The organism is Streptomyces yatensis, from assembly GCF_018069625.1.
Taxonomy (GTDB): domain Bacteria; phylum Actinomycetota; class Actinomycetes; order Streptomycetales; family Streptomycetaceae; genus Streptomyces; species Streptomyces yatensis.
The window spans coordinates 7,037,517-7,054,954 of the sequence record NZ_CP072941.1; the positions used below are offsets into that span (position 1 = coordinate 7,037,517).

At 72.4% G+C, this 17,438-nt stretch carries 17 protein-coding genes; 5 read left to right on the forward strand and 12 right to left on the reverse strand.

The genetic code is table 11. The annotated features are described in order from the left end of the window. Positions 1–29: 29 nt before the first annotated feature. The 9 genes from J8403_RS29080 to J8403_RS29120 form a co-directional block, all read right to left on the reverse strand. A complete protein-coding gene (locus J8403_RS29080; RefSeq protein ID WP_425519906.1) occupies positions 30–1,664 on the reverse strand; it encodes an FAD-dependent oxidoreductase in 1,635 nt (544 codons plus the stop codon). 123 nt (positions 1,665–1,787) lie between these two features. Further along, entirely contained in the window at positions 1,788–3,053 is a 1,266-nt protein-coding gene (locus J8403_RS29085) for a cytochrome P450 family protein (RefSeq protein ID WP_211125752.1), read from the reverse strand. After that, positions 3,050–4,417: a cytochrome P450 gene (locus tag J8403_RS29090; protein WP_211125753.1), complete on the reverse strand. Its 1,368-nt coding sequence runs from the start codon at positions 4,415–4,417 to the stop codon at positions 3,050–3,052. Before J8403_RS29090 ends, J8403_RS29085 begins: the two co-directional genes overlap by 4 nt. Further along, positions 4,414–5,157, reverse strand: coding sequence for a GTP-binding protein (locus J8403_RS29095; RefSeq protein WP_243979948.1), 744 nt, complete (start codon positions 5,155–5,157; stop codon positions 4,414–4,416). The genes J8403_RS29090 and J8403_RS29095 overlap by 4 nt, the downstream gene beginning before the upstream one ends. Continuing rightward, positions 5,141–5,506, reverse strand: a complete 366-nt coding sequence (locus tag J8403_RS29100; RefSeq protein ID WP_059148057.1) for a DUF742 domain-containing protein — start codon at positions 5,504–5,506, stop codon at positions 5,141–5,143. Before J8403_RS29100 ends, J8403_RS29095 begins: the two co-directional genes overlap by 17 nt. Continuing rightward, positions 5,503–5,952 carry a roadblock/LC7 domain-containing protein gene (locus J8403_RS29105; RefSeq protein WP_078641264.1) on the reverse strand — a complete coding sequence of 150 codons (450 nt, stop codon included), beginning with the start codon at positions 5,950–5,952 and terminating at the stop codon, positions 5,503–5,505. The genes J8403_RS29100 and J8403_RS29105 overlap by 4 nt, the downstream gene beginning before the upstream one ends. Then, on the reverse strand, positions 5,952–7,373 hold the full coding sequence (locus J8403_RS29110; RefSeq protein ID WP_246586037.1) for an ATP-binding protein: 1,422 nt from the start codon (positions 7,371–7,373) through the stop codon (positions 5,952–5,954). The genes J8403_RS29105 and J8403_RS29110 overlap by 1 nt, the downstream gene beginning before the upstream one ends. A gap of 102 nt (positions 7,374–7,475) precedes the next feature. After that, a complete protein-coding gene (locus J8403_RS29115) occupies positions 7,476–8,933 on the reverse strand; it encodes a sensor histidine kinase (RefSeq protein WP_246586038.1) in 1,458 nt (485 codons plus the stop codon). Positions 8,934–8,937: 4 nt separating this feature from the next. Continuing rightward, positions 8,938–9,615 (reverse strand): response regulator transcription factor, encoded by a 678-nt coding sequence (locus J8403_RS29120; RefSeq protein ID WP_211125754.1) that lies wholly within the window; start codon positions 9,613–9,615, stop codon positions 8,938–8,940. A 171-nt stretch (positions 9,616–9,786) separates the two neighbouring features. Between J8403_RS29120 and J8403_RS29125 the strand changes: the two genes are divergently transcribed. The 4 genes from J8403_RS29125 (at position 9,787) to J8403_RS44410 (ending at position 15,078) form a co-directional block, all read left to right on the forward strand. Next, the gene (locus tag J8403_RS29125) at positions 9,787–10,431 is read left to right on the forward strand and encodes a hypothetical protein (protein ID WP_211125755.1); all 645 of its coding nucleotides are present in this window, start codon (positions 9,787–9,789) and stop codon (positions 10,429–10,431) included. A 180-nt stretch (positions 10,432–10,611) separates the two neighbouring features. After that, positions 10,612–11,274: a maltokinase N-terminal cap-like domain-containing protein gene (locus J8403_RS29130; RefSeq protein ID WP_211125756.1), complete on the forward strand. Its 663-nt coding sequence runs from the start codon at positions 10,612–10,614 to the stop codon at positions 11,272–11,274. A gap of 238 nt (positions 11,275–11,512) precedes the next feature. Further along, the gene (locus J8403_RS44405; RefSeq protein ID WP_211125757.1) at positions 11,513–14,212 is read left to right on the forward strand and encodes a fibronectin type III domain-containing protein; all 2,700 of its coding nucleotides are present in this window, start codon (positions 11,513–11,515) and stop codon (positions 14,210–14,212) included. Positions 14,213–14,346: 134 nt separating this feature from the next. Further along, positions 14,347–15,078, forward strand: a complete 732-nt coding sequence (locus tag J8403_RS44410) for a TIGR04222 domain-containing membrane protein (RefSeq protein WP_211125758.1) — start codon at positions 14,347–14,349, stop codon at positions 15,076–15,078. A gap of 7 nt (positions 15,079–15,085) precedes the next feature. On the opposite strand, the gene J8403_RS29145 is transcribed toward J8403_RS44410, so the two are convergent. After that, on the reverse strand, positions 15,086–15,445 hold the full coding sequence (locus J8403_RS29145; protein WP_211125759.1) for a cupin domain-containing protein: 360 nt from the start codon (positions 15,443–15,445) through the stop codon (positions 15,086–15,088). Between the two features lie 124 nt (positions 15,446–15,569). Here J8403_RS29145 and cutA point away from each other — a divergent pair, with 124 nt between their 5' ends. Beyond that, positions 15,570–15,893, forward strand: coding sequence for a divalent-cation tolerance protein CutA (gene cutA, locus J8403_RS29150; protein WP_211128482.1), 324 nt, complete (start codon positions 15,570–15,572; stop codon positions 15,891–15,893). A 36-nt stretch (positions 15,894–15,929) separates the two neighbouring features. Here cutA and J8403_RS29155 read toward each other — a convergent pair whose 3' ends face one another. Next, on the reverse strand, positions 15,930–16,625 hold the full coding sequence (locus tag J8403_RS29155) for a SanA/YdcF family protein (RefSeq protein WP_211125760.1): 696 nt from the start codon (positions 16,623–16,625) through the stop codon (positions 15,930–15,932). 72 nt (positions 16,626–16,697) lie between these two features. After that, positions 16,698–17,321: a Uma2 family endonuclease gene (locus tag J8403_RS29160; protein WP_211125761.1), complete on the reverse strand. Its 624-nt coding sequence runs from the start codon at positions 17,319–17,321 to the stop codon at positions 16,698–16,700. Positions 17,322–17,438: the final 117 nt, after the last annotated feature.

The following is a 17,438-nucleotide window of genomic DNA, read 5'->3' on the forward strand; positions in this document are numbered from 1 at the left end:
GGCGCTTGTCGTGATCGGTGCGCTCATCGTCAGGAGCCTCCATCGTTGGTCAGCAGGTGGAGCAGAGGGGTGGCCGGGAGCGGCTCGTCGCCCTCCCAGGCACGGGCGAGCGCGCCGACGGTGCCGAGATCGCCGAGAAGGATGCCGCCGAGGAGCCGGTCGCCGCGGACCACGACCTTGCGGTACGTGTTGCGGGTGGCGTCGGTGAGGTGGATGACGTCGTCGCCGGGGGCGGGAGTGGGGGTGCCGAAGGCGGCGAGGTCGAGGGGGCCATCGGTGCCCGAAGCGCTCGCTCCGGCGGGGCCGGGCGCCGCGGTGAGGGTGAGGCGGGTGAGCGTACGGGTGCCCGTGTAGCGGGCTGGGGTGTCGGCGCCGGGTGCGGCCCGGTGGCCGGGTTGTGCCCACCCGTCCCTCCCCCAGCTACCGCTGGGAGGTGCCCCCTCCGCGGGACGATTGCCCACAACCTGGTCCCCAGGCGCGGGGCCGGGGGCGGAGCCCCGGGTGGGTTCGGGGGCGGAGTCCCGGTCGAGGTCAGGGGCGGAGCCCTGGTCGGCTTCGGGGGCGGAGCCCTGGCGGGGGTTGGGGGCGGAGCCCTGGCCGGGTTCGAGGGCGGAGCCCTGGCGGGGGTTGGGGGCGGAGCCCTGGCCGGGTTCGAGGGCGGAGCCCCGGTGGGGGTCTAGGGGGCGGAGCCCCCTTGGTTCGGGGAGGGGCGGGGTGGGGAATAGCAGCTGGGCCAGGACGTCGGCCTGCTCTTGGGCTGGGCCTGCCAGGCCGTACACGACGCCCGCGTGTTCCGCGCAGTCGCCGATCGCGAACACCCGCGGGTCACTCGTCCGCAGCTCGTCGTCGACGACGATGCCGCGCGCCACCTCCAGCCCCGCCGCCCGTGCCAGCCCTACCCGTGGCCGGACTCCGCACGCGAGCACGACCAGTTCGGCCTCCAGGGCGTATCCGTCGGCCAGTTCGACGGCGTGGACCGTCGGCACCGGCTGCCCGTCGGTGCGCAGGCCCCGGGCCCGGCACTCGGTGTGGATCTCCACGCCCAGCGCCGCCATATGCCGTCGCAGCAGCCGTGACGCGCCCGGGTCCAGCTGGCGTTCCATCAGGTGCTCGCCCTGGTGCGCCAGGACCACCTGGGCACCGCGCCGGGCCAGTGCCCGGGCGGCGGAGACGCCGAGGAGTCCGCCGCCGATGACGACGGCCCGCGTCCCGGGCCGTACCGCCGCGCCGAGGGCCAGGCAGTCGTCCATGGTGCGGAAGGCGTGGACGCCGCCCGGGAGGGCATGGAGGTCGTCGCGGCCGTCCGGTTCCAACAGGCCGCGCAGCGGCGGCAGCACCGGGTTGGAGCCGGTGGCCAGCACCAGCGCGTCGTACGGCACGCTACGGCCGTCGTCGCACAGCACCTCCGCCGTGGGGCGGTCGACGCGGACCACCCGCACCCCGCTGAGCCGCCGCACCCCGGCCCCGGCCCCGCCGGCGGGGGTGGGCAGGGCGATGACCTCCGGGGCGTACCGCCCGGCGAGGACCTCGGCGAGCAGCACCCGGTTGTACGCCGGGTGCGGCTCCTCGCCGATGATCGTGACGTCGAGGGAGCCCTCGCCCGCACTGACGGCCAGCTGCTGCGCCAGCCTCGTGCCCGCCATCCCGCCGCCGACGATCACCACCCGCCGCCGCTGCCGCGGGCTCCGCTCGCTGTTCGACTCCATGCCAGGAAGCGTGCGGGGTGCCTGTTACCCGGCCGCATCCCCGCCGTTTCCCGGAGGCAACGCTGCCCTCAGCGCACCGGCTCAGGCGCTGTGAGCCGCCCCGAGCCGGATGGGGAGCCGCTGCGGGCTGTTGCCGACGAAGCTGGGGTGCGGGACCAGCTCCTCGTCCGGGACGGCCAGATCGAGGTCGGGGAAGCGGGTGAAGAGGGCCTCGAGGGCGATCACGGCCTCCATCCGGGCCAGCGGGGCGCCCAGGCAGAAGTGGGCGCCGTGGCCGAAGGACAGATGGCGGGCGCCCCGGGTGACGTCGAAGCGGCCGGCGTCCGGGCCGTACGCCCGCTCGTCGCGCCCGGCGGCGGTGTACGAGACGAGCACGGGCGCGCCCTTGGGGATGACCGTGTCCCCGACCGGGAGGTCCCTGGTGGGGTAGCGGAACGGGAAGTAGCTCACCGGGCCGTCGTACCGCAGCGTCTCCTCGACCACATCGGCCCAGCTCGCGGTGCCGGAGCGGACAAGGTCGAGCTGGTCGCGGTGGTTGCACAGCGCCCGCACCGCGTTGGTGATCAGGTTGAGCGTGGTCTCGTGCCCGGCGATGATCGTCAGCATCAGGGTGCCGATCAGCTCTTCCTGGGCGAGCCGGTCGCCGTCCTCCTCACGGGCCGCTATCAGCGCGCTGGTCAGATCGTCGCCGGGGTCCTTCGCCCGGGCCGCCGCCACCTGGCCGAGGATGGCGACCATCTCGCGGTTGGCGTCCGGGACCCGCTCGGGGGCGGTGTGGGTGGAGACGATCTCGTTGGACAGCTCGTGCAGCCGGTCCTGGTACTGGTCGTCGACGCCCAGGAGCCGGCAGATCACGCTCATCGGCAGCGGCAGCGCGAAGTGGCGGCGCAGGTCGGCCACCCCGTCCGGATCCGCGGCGGCGGCCGCGGCCAGCCGGTCCAGCAGCGTGCCGGTCAGCTCGTGGACCACCGGGTGCAGCGCGTCCACCCGGCGCGGGGTGAACGCCCGGGTCACCAGGGACCGCAGCCGCTTGTGGTCCTCGCCGTCCGCGGTGATCATGCCCCGGACGGTGGCGAAGGTCCGCATCGGCCAGCCGGGCGGGAGCTCGTCCCGCTGCAGGGCGGCGAAGTGGCAGGCGTTCTTGGCCACGTCGGGGTGGGTGACGAAGTCCTTCAGCTCCTCGTGCCGGGTGATGGCGTACCCCGGTACGTCACCGGGCAGCAGGACCGGGACCGCGGCCCCGCGGGCGCGCAGCTCTTCGTTGACCGCGTGCTGGCGTGCCCCGGTGGGGTCCAGGCGGTGCGGTGCGAGGTCGGCGTGCGACACGGGGCATCGGCCATCGGTCATCTGCGGTCTCCTGCGGGGGAGTCGGGGGCCGGGAAGGCGGGGGTCGTAGCCGGGGAGTGCGAGGTCGGAGAAGCCGGGGAGTGCGAGGTCGAAGGAGTCGCGGAATCGGACGTCCGGCCCGGGGAATCGGACGCCGGTGACGGCGAGTCGGCGGCGAGCTGCGGCGCCGAGAACCGCACCGGCAGCTTCGCCAGCCCCTTGGACCACGGCGAGGTGATCCACGGAAGCTGCTCCTCCGGCACCGCGATCTCCATATCGGGCAGCCGGTGGCGCAGGGTGTCCACGGCGGTGCGGGTGATCAGCCGCGCCGGATCCCGCGCCGGGCAGGTGTGCGGGCCCGCGCCGAAGGCGAGGTAGGAGCGGTTGCCGACCACCGGCCGCCCGTCCTCGGGCAACACCTCCGGATCGGCGTTGGCGCCCGCCAGGCCCAGGATGAGCATGTCCCCGGCGCGGATGTCCTGGCCGCCGAAGCGCAGATCGCGGGTGGCGTAGCGGCCGGGGAAGTTCTGGGTGGGCGGCTGGCGCCACAGCACCAGGTCCAGGGCGTCGTCGACGGTGAGATGGCCGTGGGTCAGCGAGGAGCGGAACGCGGGGTCGGTGAGCAGGATCTGGATCGTGGAGGCGATCCAGTTCACCGTGGTGTTGTTCCCCGCGACGATGATCACCACGAGGTTGTGCAGCACTTCCTCGTCGCTGAGCCCGACGGGGTGTTCCAGCAGCCAGGACGTCAGATCCGCGCCCGGCCGCCGCTTCTTCCCGGCGATCAGCTCCAGCAGAATCTGGCCCATCCGCTTGTTGGCGCCGGTGGCGGCCACGGTCGGGGCGACGATCGTGGTGAGCGTCTCGACCAGCCGCGCCCCGTTCTCCTCGTCGAGCCCCAGCAGTTCGGTGACGACCTGCAGCGGCAGGAGACGCGCGTAGCTCTCCACCAGATCCGCCGCGTGCCGGTCGGCGAACCCGGCGACCAGCCGCTCCGCGGTGGCCCGCACCGTACGGATCAGCTCATGGCCGTTGACCCGCCCCAGCGCGTCGGCCACCGCCGAGCGCATCCGGCGGTGCGCCGCGCCGTCGGCGAACAGCAGCGCCGGGCGCCAGCCCACCAGCGGCATCAGCGGGGAGTCGGCGGCCACCCGGCCCTCGCGCAGCGGGCTCCAGCGGCGCGGGTCATGGGAGAAGTACTGCTCGTCGCGGGTGAGATGGAGCAGCTCGCGGTGGCCGATGACCAGCCATGCCTCGACCCGGGGCGCGATCTCCACCGGGACCACCGGACCGTGGTCGCGGCGCATCCGCTCGTACAGGTCGGTCAGCGGACCGTCGAGCGCGGTTCCGTACAGCGGCACCCGGGTGGGGGCCGGGGCGGTCATGACGCCTCCGTGAGTGTCTCGATCAGATGCGAGACCAGCGAGATCAGCGCCTTGACCGAGGACTGGTGCTCCCGGGCGTCACAGATCACCAGCGGGGTGTGCGGGAGCAGATCGAGCGCGGAGCGCAGATCGTCCTCGCTGTGCGGCTTGCTGTCCGGGAAGGCGTTGACCGCGACGGAGAACGGCACATCCAGGTCCTCAAGATGCCCGATGGCGTCGAAGGACGCCTCCAGGTCGCGGGTGTCGACCAGCGCGAGCGCGCCCAGCGCGCCGCGCGCCAGGTCCTTCCAGGCGGGGAGGAACCGCTGCTGGCCGGGGGTGCCGAAGAGATACAGCACCAGCTCGCCGCCGAGGGTGATCCGCCCGAAGTCCAGCGCGACGGTGGTCGTGGTCTTCGACGGCCGCACCTTGGTGTCCAGCCGCGCCCCGGCCTGGCTCATCGTCGCCTCGGTGGAGAGCGGCTTGATCTCCGACACCGTGCCGATCAGCGTGGTCTTGCCGACGCCCATCGGGCCGACCACCAGGATCTTGGCGGCCCCGGCCACGCTGGACTGCACGTACATGACGGGGGTGTCGTCCATGTCGTCCATGTCGTCCGTATCGCCCGTCTCGTCCGTCTCGCCTGTCTCGTTGGTGTGGTCTGTGCGGGTCGTGCGGTCCGCGTCGCCCTGGCGGGCCGTGGGGTTCGTCTGCGTTGTGCCGTCCGTACCGGCCATCGAGATCTCAGAGCTTGCTCTCAAGCCCATCGAGCACCTTCCTCAGCAAGTCCAAATCGGCACGTTTTCGCTTGACCACCCGGATCGGCGGACGCGCCACGATGTGCCCCCAGTCGATGAGATCCGCGAGCAGCACCTGCACCACGGCCGGCGGCTGACCGAGATGGGCGGCGACCTCCGCCACCGACAGCAGCCCCTGGCAGTGGTCGGCGATCCGCCGGTACTCGGGCTGCAGATGCGGCGGCAGCGCGCTCCCGGACGCCATGACGAGCGTTTCCAGCGGCAGAGCATCCCGTGAGGAACCGGCGCGCCCCCGTGTGATCACGTAGGGGCGCACCGCGGCCGTCGTGCGTTCCTCACCGGGCGAGCTCATGACGCCGGGCGGCCCATCGGGTCCCGGGGCTGACTGCTCAGATGGGCACCGATCTTCGCGACCAGTAATTGCATCTGCTGGGCCACCAGGCCGACATCCGTCTCGGTGTCGGTGGCCACCCCCAGCGAGGCGCCCTGACCGGCCGAGGTGAACAGCACGAACCCGCTGTCGGATTCGATCATCAGCTGCCGCACCCCCGCCTCCTCGCCGAACAGCAGCGAGACGGTGGACTGGCTGGTCACCGTCAACGCGGCACAGGCGGCGGCCAGCGACTCGGCCTCGTCCACCCCGAGCCGGGACACCTCACCGGACAGTCCCTCGGCGGAGTCGTGGCCCATGCGCAGACCGTCCTCCGAGACGACGACGGCATGCCGCACCCCGGGGATCCCCGTCAGCGGACGCAGCATCCATCCCACATCGGGCAACTTGGATATGGTTCCGGCCACTACCGGCCTCCTCCTCGGTCTCGGTCTTCTCGGTCCGGACTCTTTTCCTCCGCCGGCGGTAGGGCCGCGTCCTCCGCCTCCGCCTCCACCCGTCCGCGGCGGGTGCCGGAGACGACGCTGGTGATGGAGGCGCGGGCGGCCTCCGGCGTCCAGGAGGCGCTGGTGTGCGGGGTGGGCGCGGCGCGGGCGGGGGCGTCGGAGGCGGTGGCCACATCGGCCGCGTCGGCCGTGGCGGTTCCGGAGGCCGGGCGGCGGCGGTTGCGGCGCCGGGGCAGCCCGGTGCCGAGCGGCGCGGGAGCTCCGGGGGAGTCGGGGGCGTCTTCCAGGGGCAGGCCGTTGAACGAGCCGCTTCCGGCCGGGTCCGCGGCGGCCGGGCCGAGGCCGGTGCCGCCCGCGTCGTGGCTCACCGTGCCGACGGTCACCGGCTCCACGACCACCGGCCGTTGGTCCGCCGCCCGGACCGCGCTCGTCGGCTCGGTCAGCAGCCGGTGCGGTACGAAGACCACCACCCGCGTCCCGCCGTACGCCGACGCCGTGGACAGCTCCACCCCGAAGCCCAGCTCCCGCGACCAGCGCCCGACACAGGCGAGCCCCAGCCGCGGCACGGCGCCCAGCTGGGCCAGGTCCAGACCGTCCCGGAGCTGGCCCACGGCCTTTTCCAGCACGTCCGGCGGCATGCCGAGCCCGGCGTCGTCGATCTCGATGACCGCGCCCGCCGCGACCTCCCGGACGGCGACCGCGACCTGGGTGCGGGAGGGGGAGAAGACCGTGGCGTTCTCCAGGAGTTCGGCCACCGCGTGCATCAGGCCCTCCACGGCGGGTGCCACCGCGTAGAGGGTCTGCCCGCCGTGGACGTCCACCCGGCCGAACTCCACGATGCGCGACTGCGCGCCGCGCACACAGTCGAAGAGCGACACCGGCCGGGTCTCCCGCCGCGCGGGCCAGATGCCGCACATCACCAGCAGCGTCTGGGCCTTACGGGTCATCTGGGCGGCCGCGTGGTCCGCCTTCATCACCTCGCCCATCAGCCGCGCGTCCTCGACATGCTGCTCGAGGCCGTCGAGGACCTGCTGCTGCACCATCGACATGGCGTGCATATTGCGGGCCACGGACTCGAACGACGCCTGCACGGAGTCGCGCAGCCTCCGCTCCCGGCGCGCCGCCTCGTCCAGATCGCTCTGTACGGCGGCCAGCCGCGCGACCTCTTCGCCGCGCTCGGCCGCCAGCGCGCGCTCGCGCGCGGTATTGGCTCGTTCCCGTTCGGAAACGGCTCGTTCTCGCTCGGTCGCCGTACGCGCGTCAGCCAGCGCGCGACGGAGTCTGACCACCCAGGTGAGGCACAGCGACAGCACCAGTACCAGCACCGCGGACGCGGCCACGACGACGGCCTCCGTCCCCGACAGCACCTTTGACACCTCCATCTGGGACACGGCCAGGAAAGGGCAGATACTACTGACCAACTGATCAGTCTGGTCCGGTAGTTGCCAAACTCTCACGAGTGAGCCGCCGCGTCCGCACCGGGGTCAGGGTTGGGCGACGTCCGTCCGCGGCAGGCACAACAGCAGGCGAGCCCCGCCCCGAGGGCTGGTCAGCACCGTGAGGGTGCCACCGTGGGCGTGAGCGATGTCATTGGCGATGGCGAGGCCGAGACCGGTGCCGCCGTCCTGGCGGGCCCGCGCGTCATCCAGCCGGGTGAACCGCTCGAATACGCGCTCGCGGTCGGCCTCGGGGATGCCCGGACCGTCGTCGTCCACGGCCAGTTCGACCAGGCCGCCGCGGACCGCCACGGTGATCGAGACGGTGGTGCGGGTGTGCCGGCGGGCGTTGTCGGCGAGGTTGGTGAGCAGCCGGGAGAGCTGCACCCGGCTGCCGGTCACCACGGCCGCCCGCTCCTGCTCCCCGGCCAAGGTGAGCGCGCCCGGGTGGCGCCGTACCTCCTCGGCCGCCAGCGCGCCCAGATCCACCGCCGCGGTGCGCGGCGCCTCCTGCGCGTCCAGCCGGGCGAGCAGCAGCAGATCGGAGGCGACGGCCTGCAGCCGGTCGGTGTCCCGCAGCGCCTTGTGCACGGCGGCCGGCCAGTCGGTACGCGACGGGCGGGCCAGGACCAGTTCGAGCTGGGCACGTACGGCCGCGATGGGGCTGCGCAGCTCATGCGAGGCGTCGGCCACGAACTGCCGCTGCCGGGTCATGGCCCGGTGCAGCCGGTCCAGCGTGGCGTTCATGGTCCGGGCCAGCCGGTGGATCTCGTCCCGCGCCCGGGGCACCGGCACCCGGCGGTGCAGATCGCGCTCGGTGATCTCGGTGAACTCCCGCCGCATCGCGGCGACCGGACGCAGGGCGCGCCCCACGAGCAGCCAGGTGAGCCCCGCCACGAACAGCACCAGACCGGCGGCCGCGGGCGCGGCCTGGCGCAGCAGCAGACCGGTGGCGTTGTCGACGGCGGTGGTCGAGGGGCTCACCTTCACGCTGTACGGCTGCCCGGCCTGGACGGGTTTGACAGGCTCGGCCGGAAGCATCGTGGAACCGGCCGAGTCCCGCGGCGTGGCCTCCGTCCGCCGCGAGCCGGCCTCCGTCGGCATGGTGGGGGTGACCGTCCGGCCGGAGACGTCCTTGATCGTCACCGCGCCGGGGGCGACGATGAGCGCCCGCTGCGGCGCGGGGTAGGTCTGCGCCAGCTGGCCCTTGATCGCCACGGCGGCGTTCCTGGCGTCCAGGTCGGCGCTGGCGCGGAGGTTGTGCTGCAGGGCCAGCACCAGGGCCAGCATGCACAGCCCGATCGCGAAGGCCACGGTCCCGGCGGCCGCCAGCACGGCCTTGGCGCGCACGCTCAGCCCGGACGTCAGGTGCGGGCGGCGGCGGCCCGTGTGCTCCGGGTCGTCACCGTCTGCCGGGTGTCCGACGTCCTGCCCGGCGTCCTGCCCCGCGTTCGCGATGTGCCCCGTGTCCGCCGTCCGCCCCGCGTCCGCGCCGATGTGCCCCACCGTCTCACCCTCCGTCGCGGGCCAGCAGATAGCCCGCGCCCCGTATCGTGCGGATCGACCGCCGTCCGTACGGCACATCGATCTTCCGGCGCAGGCTCCGGATATAGACCTCGACGAGATTGGCCCCGCCGTCGTACGCGGTGTCCCAGACGCTCTGCACGATCTCGGACTTGGAGACCACCTGGCCCGCGCGCCGGGCGAGGTACTCCAGCACGGCGAACTCCTTGGCCGTGAGCGTGACCTCCTCCTTCCCCCGCGCACAGGCCAACGCGGCGGGCTCCAGCCGCAGATCGCCCAGCTCCAGCACATCGGGCCGGTCCAGCCCGCCGCGCCGCACCAGGGCCCGCACCCGTGCGATCAGGACGACGAAGGAGAACGGCTTGGTCAGATAGTCGTCCGCGCCCACATCGAGCCCATCGGCCTCGTCGTACTCGCCGTCCTTGGCGGTGAGCATCAGGATCGGCGTCCAGTCGCCCTTCTCGCGCAGCCGCGAGCAGAGCTGATAGCCGGAGCATCCGGGGAGCATCACATCCAGCACGATCGCCGCGTATCCGCCGGAGCGGGCGAGCGCCAGGCCACTGAGCCCGTCCGCCGCCGTCTCGATGGTGAAACCCTCCTGCTCCAGGCCCTCGGTGAGCAGTTCGCGGAGCCGGGCGTCGTCTTCCACCACCAGTATGCGCACGCGGTCAGGATGGCATGGGCAAGCTGAGGCCCCGCTGAACCGGCAGCGGTTTCAGCGGGGCCTCAGGCGGTTCAGCGAGGACTCAGCATCGGTGCGCCACGGTGAGTGTGCCGACGGATCAAGGTCCTTCGGCAGCCGGTTCCACTCCCCGAACGAAGGAGAGCTGTGCCCATGTCTCGTTTCCTGCCTCATGCCACGTCCGCGAAGCGGCGCGGTGTCGTGCTCGCCATGGCGGCCGGTGCCCTGGCGCTGGGTGCCGCGGTCCCCGCCTCGGCTTCGTCCTCGTCCCACTCCTCGGCGTCGGCCGCCGCCTCCGCCTCCAAGGCGAAGTCGAAGCCCAGTGACACGATCATCTGCCGGGCGGTGCCGAGCGGCACGGCCGTCAAGCCCGCCAAGCCCGCCAAGCCCGCGAAGCCGGTCGAGCTGACCGAGGTGGGCAAGGCCACCGCGGGGGTCAAGGCCGACGGCAAGAAGGTCACCGTGGCGCCGAAGGGCGGCACCCGCGGGCATGGCGACGTCTGCGCCATCCCCACCCTCCCCGGCCTCCCGGGCAAGCCCGGCAAGGTGTGCACGGTCGTCATCATCAAGGGCAAGGCCGGGACCAAGGACGACGACTCCGCCGTCCCCGCCCGCCCCACGACGCCGACCAAGCCGGGCAAGCCGACCACGCCCGGTGTGCCGAGCAAGCCGGGCAAGCCCGGTAAGCCCGGTAAGCCGTCCAAGACCTGCGAGATCGTGGTGATCAAGAAGGGGCACCGCGCCGACGACCGGTCCGCGGACGCGACGAGCGCGGCGGTCGGGGCGACCCGCTCCTGAACCAACCGGCCGGCCCGTGGGGGGATCGGCCCGAACCAACCGGCCGGCCCGTGGGGGGACCGGCCACCGGCCCGGCGCGCACGGCGCGCCGGGCCCTCGCGCGTTCCGGGGGAAGCACACGTTCCGGGGGAAGCACACGTTCCGTGGGAAGCACACGCCGGGGCGAAATGTTCTCCCGTCATGTCGATCATTCACAAGACCACGATGAGTCCGACCAAGACGGAACTGCTCACGGCCTGGCTGCCCGGGCAGCCGTGGTACGCCGCCGCCGAGCGGGCGCCCGAGCTGTCGCGGGTCGGTGGCTTCCGGCTCGACGACCCGGAGGGCGAGGTGGGGATCGAGTTCATGGTGGTGCGGGACGACGCCGGTGATCGGCCCGCCTGGTACCACGTACCGATGACCTACCGCGCGGCTCCGCTCGCCGGAGCCGAGCAGGCCCTCATCGGCACGACCGAGCACGGGGTGCTGGGGCAGCGGTGGATCTACGACGGGGCGCACGACCCGGTGCTCGTGGGCCAGTTGCTCGCGCTCCTCCAGGGTCGTGCCGAGCCGCAGGCGCAGAGCGTGTCCGACACCCCCGACCCCTCCGTCACCGCCGAGGTGACCGGGGCCGGGTTCGAGGTCCCGGCCGGGGCCGCCGAGGCGGCGGCCGTCGCCAACGGGCCGGACGGCACCCGGCTGCTGCTGGGCGACGGGGTCGCCCTCCAGGTGACGCGCGTGCTGCGTCCGGAGTCCGGTGCGGAGACGGCCGGCGTCCGGGGTCATGTCAGCGCGGGCTGGCGGCTGTCGGAGGACGGCGAGGCCCGCGGCCGGTTCGCCGTGCTCCACGACACGGCGTCCTGACGCGCCGTCGGGCTCATGAGCGCGGCAGGAGCGCGGGCGGTGGCCGGTGCTCCCGCCGCGGTCATCAGGCAGCCACCGAGCCGATAGATCCAATGAATTGATGCCGCAGAGGCGAAGCTAGGTGGATTCCGCCGCCTATATTGACGTGTTCCTCTTATAGATCCTACCTTTCCCGGGGCCACTCCACGAGTTCCAGCAGGGTTCCAACAGGTTCCAGCAAGGTTCCGCAGGGAGGGACATGTCGGAGTACGTACGCTCACGCACCCGGACCGCCCAAGCCGCCCAAGCCGCCCGGACGGCCCGGACCGCCCGCAAGGCCCCCGGATTCGCCGCCGTCGCGGCCGTCCTCGCCACCCTCGGCGCCGCCTTCGGCGGCACCGCCGACGCCGTCGCGCGGGCGCCGCTCCCCGCCGCCGATGTGTATGTCGCGCCGAACGGCGACGACCGCGCGCCCGGCACCCGCACCGCCCCCGTCCGCACCCCCGAGCGCGCCCGCGACCTCGTACGGAAGCGCGTCCCACACCAGAAAACCGACCTCACGGTGCACCTCGCGCCGGGTACGTACCGCCTCGCCCGGCCGCTCGTCCTCGACTCCCGTGACTCCGGGGGCAAGGGGCACCGCGTCATCTGGCAGGGCGGCAAGGGCACCGTGTTCAGCGGCGGCCGGGCCGTCCAGCGCTGGAAGCCGGTCAAGGGCAGGTCCGGGCTGTGGTCGGCGTCCGCGCCGGCCGGGCTGGACAACACCCGGCAGCTGTATGTGAACGGCGTCCGTGCCCAGCGGGCGCGCGGGCCGATACCGGTGACGCTCACGTCCACCGCCACCGGCTACACCGCGTCCGCCGACACCCTCGCCCGCTGGCGCAACCCGTCGGACATCGAGTTCGTCTACCCCAGCGGTGAGGCGCTGTGGAACGTCCAACAGTACGGCCTCGGCCCCTGGACCGAACCGCGCTGCCCGATCGGCTCGATGAGCGGCACCACCGTCACCATGGCCCAGCCGTGCTGGGACAACTCCACCAGGCGCGTGGAGTTCCCCGACATCCCCGGCCGCAGCATCAACATGGTCGGCCCCGCCAAGCTCACCAGTGACGCACTGCCCGGCTATGTCGAGAACGCCTTCGAGGTGCTCGACCAGCCCGGGGAGTGGTACCTCGACCGGCACACCCGCACCGTCTACTACCGCCCGCGCGCCGGGGAGAACCCGCGCACCGCGGATATAGAGGCACCGGTCCTGGAGAAGCTGGTCGACGGGCGGGGCACCGGAAGCGCGCCGCTGCACGACATCGCCCTGCGAGGCATCCAGTTCTCGTACGCCACCTGGCTCACCCCCTCCTCGCCCGAGGGCTTCTCCGAGGTGCAGGCGGGCTACACGGTGACCGGCAAGGAGGGCTGGAAGACCCAGGGGCTGTGCGAGTACACCCCGGGCGGCACCTGCCCGTACGCGTCCTGGACCAGGATGCCCGGCAACGTGGCCATCAGCCACGGCCGTGACCTGGAGTTCTCCGACAACGCCTTCGTCCACCTCGGCGCGGCCGGGCTCGAACTCGGCACCGGAACGCAGAACACCACCGTGCGCGGCAATGTCTTCACCGACATCTCCGGCAACGGCATGGAGATCGGCGGGGTCGACGCCCCCCGGCCCGGCAGCGACGCCGACCTCACCCGCAAGGTGTCGGTGACCAACAACCACCTCTACGCGCTGCCCCGCGAGTACCACGGCGGTGTCGCCATCCTCAACGGCTACACCCAGCACAACACCATCGCCCACAACCAGATCGACCACGTCGGCTACTCGGCGATCTCCATGGGCTGGGGCGGCTGGCCCGACAAGATCGGCAAACCGGCCACCGCCAATGTGTCGCACGACAACGCGGTGGCCAACAACCTCATCCACGACTACATGCAGGCCCTCGACGACGGCGCGGGCGTCTACACCCAGGGCCTCACCGGCAGTTCCCTCGACAACGGCGAGAAGATCACCGGCAATGTCATCCACGACGGGTGGGGGCTGGGCCGGACCGTCTACACCGACAACGGCTGCACCTACGTCACGGTCGAGGGCAACGTCCTCTACGGCGCCCAGGCCAACGTCCTCAGCGCACATGTCGACTACCGCGACGACCTCGGCAACAACGACCCGACCCGCATCGTCGGCAACTACTGGGAGCAGGGCGACCGCGACGGCAATGACAAGGGCGTGGTGACCAGCGGCAACCACATCCTGGCCGACCCCTCGAAGGCACCGGCCGACATCGTGGCCGCGGCCGGTCTCGAACCCCGCTACCGGGGGCTGCTCGACCGCACGTTCGCCACTCGCTCGGTGCCCGAAGCACCCACCCGGGTGGGCGACTTCGCGGCGGACGGCTCGGCGTACGTCACCTGGAACCCGTCGTACGTCGAGGGCGGGTCCCCGGTCACCTCGTACGCCGTCACCGCCACCGCCACCAACGGCAGCCACACCGTCTCCACCACCGTCCCGGCGGCGCGCTTCAAGCGCACCGCGTACGCGGTGGTCGACGGGCTCACCAACGGCACGCCGTACACGGTGACCGTCACCGCCCGGAACCAGGTGGGGCAGAGCGAGCGGTCGCTGGCCGCCGCCCCCGTCACGCCCACCGCCGACGGCCCCGGCGCCCTGCCCGCCGTCTCCACCGGCGTGAAGGCCAACGCGGAGGCCACGGCCGCCAGGCTGTCCTGGACCCCGCCCAAGACCACCGGCGACACCCCCGTCATCGGCTACCGGATCACCGTCTCCGACGGCCGCACCATCACGGTGACCGGGCGCGACGTCCTGGCGGCCCAGCCCCGGGCCAAGGGGATGCTGCGGGTGATCGGCAAGCTGCGTCCGGCCACCGCGTACACCTTCTCGATCGCGGCGGTGACGGCCACCGGCACCGGACCGTCCGCCGAGGTGTCCGTCACGACCCCGTCCGAATAGGGACGCGACCCCGTCCAGTGAGGGCAGGAAAGCTCAAATCCTGCTCTGAAACCGCGTCGATCCGGGTTCATCACCGTTCAGAAGGACAAAACTGACGGTAAGTGAGTAGTGCGGATGGACTCGGATGGACAGGGATGGACGGGGGCATTCCGATGTGGGCCATATCCAGACGCCCCGCCTCGGCGGAGCCACAGGAGGCGGCGGGCCAGGCGCTGGACCTCTATGACATCGCCTATCTGGTGGGCGGGCGGCGGTGGGTGATCCAGACGCTCCTGATCGCGCTTCAGGAGCGGGAGGTGATCACCCTCCGCCGCTCCCGGATACACGCCAAGGCGGCGGGGGAGGCCGGGCACCCGGTCGAGCGCGCGCTCATCGCGCTGTGCCCCCGCTCGAAGCCGGTGGACCGCGTGGTCCCCACGCTGCTCGGTGGACCCGAGCTGGAGGCGATCCGAGACCGGCTCGCCGCCGGCGGTCTGCTCACCCGGCTCCGGGGCCGCCCCACCCGCACCGGCCGGCGCCGCGTGGAGGCGGCCGTGCGGGAGGGGGCGCTCCCCTCGTACGTCTTCCACGGCCCCGTCGTCCTCCCGGAGCCGGCGCGGCGCAAGGCCGTCAGCGCGGCGATCCCCATCCCGAACGGCGATCCGGCCTACTGGGAGCGGCACACCCTCATCGCCTACGACCCCGGCTACCCCGACCACGTGTCCTTCTACGAGACGCACTCGTGGGGCGACGGCCACGGCGGAGGCGTCGGCGGAGGCCACGGGGGCGGCCACGGCGGTGGCTACGGCGGCGACCACGGTGGTGGCCACGGCGGCGGCCACCACTCCTGCGGCGGCGGTGGTGGTGGCGGGGGCGGCAGCGACTAGGCCGCCGTCAGGTGGTGGCCGCGTCCTCGTAGGGGGTGGGACAGCCATGTGTGGCGGTCACGGCGGTCAGCAGCACCACCGAGTCCTCCAACGCCCGCAACCCGTGCCGCTCATGCGGGATCTCCTGCACCTGGCCCGCGATGAGATCCATCCGGTCGCCGCCGCCGGTCAGCCGTACATGCCCGTGCAGCACCTGGAGACTGGCCGCCGGAGGAGCGTTGTGCTCATCGAGCTCACAGCCGGAGACCATGGCGATCACGCTCTGCCGCAGCGGGCCGTCGTGCAGGAACAGATGTGCGCTGCGCCCGTGCGGATCGGCCTTGGCCTGGTCCAGATGGTGGCGCGCGAGCGTGGTGAGGTCATCCATGAGTGCCCCTCGAACGGTCCGGTCTGATCGTTGGCGGGTTCCCTCAATCCTCACCGGCTAGCGTGGTGGGCGCCAGTTAGCAGCCGCGCCGTACGACCGCGCCGTGGAGAGAGGTACCGCAGCAGTGGCCGACTACCTGACCGTACTGACCACGACCGACACCCCCGAGAAGGCCGAGTCGCTGGCCCGCGGGGCGATCGAGGCCCGGCTGGCGGCCTGTGCGCAGATCAGCCAGCCCGTGACATCCGTGTACCGGTGGGAGGGGGAGGTCGAGACGGCGGCCGAGTGGCAGGTGCTGTTCAAGACCACCGCCGCGCGCTACGACGAACTGGAGGCCCATATCCGCGAGGCGCACGACTACGAGACGCCCGAGGTCATCGCCACGCCCATCGTGAACGGCAGCGAGGACTATCTGGCGTGGGTGGTGTCGGAGACCACGATCGGCTGACGGCGCCCGGCGCCCGGAGGCGAGGGCCGAGGGGGCTCAGCGGGAGCCGGAAGCCCCCCGCCCCGCCAGCGCCCGCTCGATCCCCCGCTCCCGCGGCCCCAGGAAGTGCGGATCCGGCTCGAACGCCGCGTCCAGGGCCGCCTTGCCCGCCGCCACGACCTCCCGGGTCCCACCGAAGTACCAGGTCATATCGTGCGGCTCGTCGACCGCGACCCCGTACGCGTCGATCCCGGCCGCCCCGCACAGCGCCAGCGCCCGCCGCACATGGAACCCCTGGCTCACCAGCACCGCCTTGTGCACCCCGAAGACCCGCCGGGCCCGGCTGCAGGAGTCCCAGGTGTCGAAGCCCGCGAAGTCGCTCACGATCCGCCGGTCCGGGACCCCGCGCTTGACGAGATAGGCGCGCATCGCGTCCGGTTCGTCGTAGTCATGGCGGCTGTTGTCCCCGGTGACCAGCAGCGCACGGACCCTGCCGTCCCGGTAGAGCCGTACGGCGGCGTCCAGCCGGTGCGCCAGATATGGCGACGGCTCCCCGTTCCACAGCCCCGCCCCGAAGACCACGCCCACCGGCGCCGAGGGCACATCGGCGACCGTATGGATCCGGTCGTCCGTGCTCAGCCGCAGCCAGGTCGCGGGGAGCAGCGCCAGTACGCAGACGAGGACGCCCCCCTGCACCAGCCGCCGCCACCCCCGCCGAGTCCGCGGCAACCGCCCCCGCACCCACCCCCGCATGCTCTCCCCCTCTTCGCATCACCGATCCGGTCGCGCTGTGGGACGCGGGAGAGGGGGCGGCGGTTGCGTCGGTTACTTGGCCGTTTCCTCCTGATCCTCTTCGGGCTCATCCACGAAATCGGTCGTCTCGAGCTCGAAGCCGAACGGCGCGGGGATGGGCAGCGGCTTACCGAACGGGACCGTCATACGGGCGAGGTAGCCGTGGTCCGAAGGGTCCCAGAAGGCCGTGATCTCTTCGGTCTGCATGTCGAGCACGAGGTAGACCGGCACATGGCGACCGTAGACCTCGAGCTTCTCCTGCCAGTCGACATCCCGGGTGGAGACGGACGTGAGCTCGGCGACGAGGGACAGCGCCGCGCCGTCCACATGGCGTGCGTCACCCACGAACGCCTTCAGGTCCGCGACGTGAAGATCCGGGCCGTAGGCGCGCTCGGATGTGGGGAAGCTGAAGAGGAAGGGGGATGTATCGGCGTCATGGCCCTCGGGGACATGGGGGGCGAGCTGCAGGCGCAGTGACCTCATGTGCCGCTTGTAAAACGGCCTCGACCACGGCGACACGACGATCTTCCCCCTGATGAGCTCGGCCTTGTAGCCGTCCGGTGTATTCAGTTCTTCCGTGGTACGGAGCAGTTCCTCGAACTCCGTGCGCAGGGCCTTTCGGGGCCCCTCGGCTGCCGGTGTGTCTTCTGTGGTCATCGGCCGCTCCAATATCGCGGTCACCGTGTCCTCCATCTGCTACGGAGCGTACTGTCTCGCTCACCGTAGCGACGGCCCCCCGGTGGTATCCGTCTTCCGTTCGCATTACCCCCACAA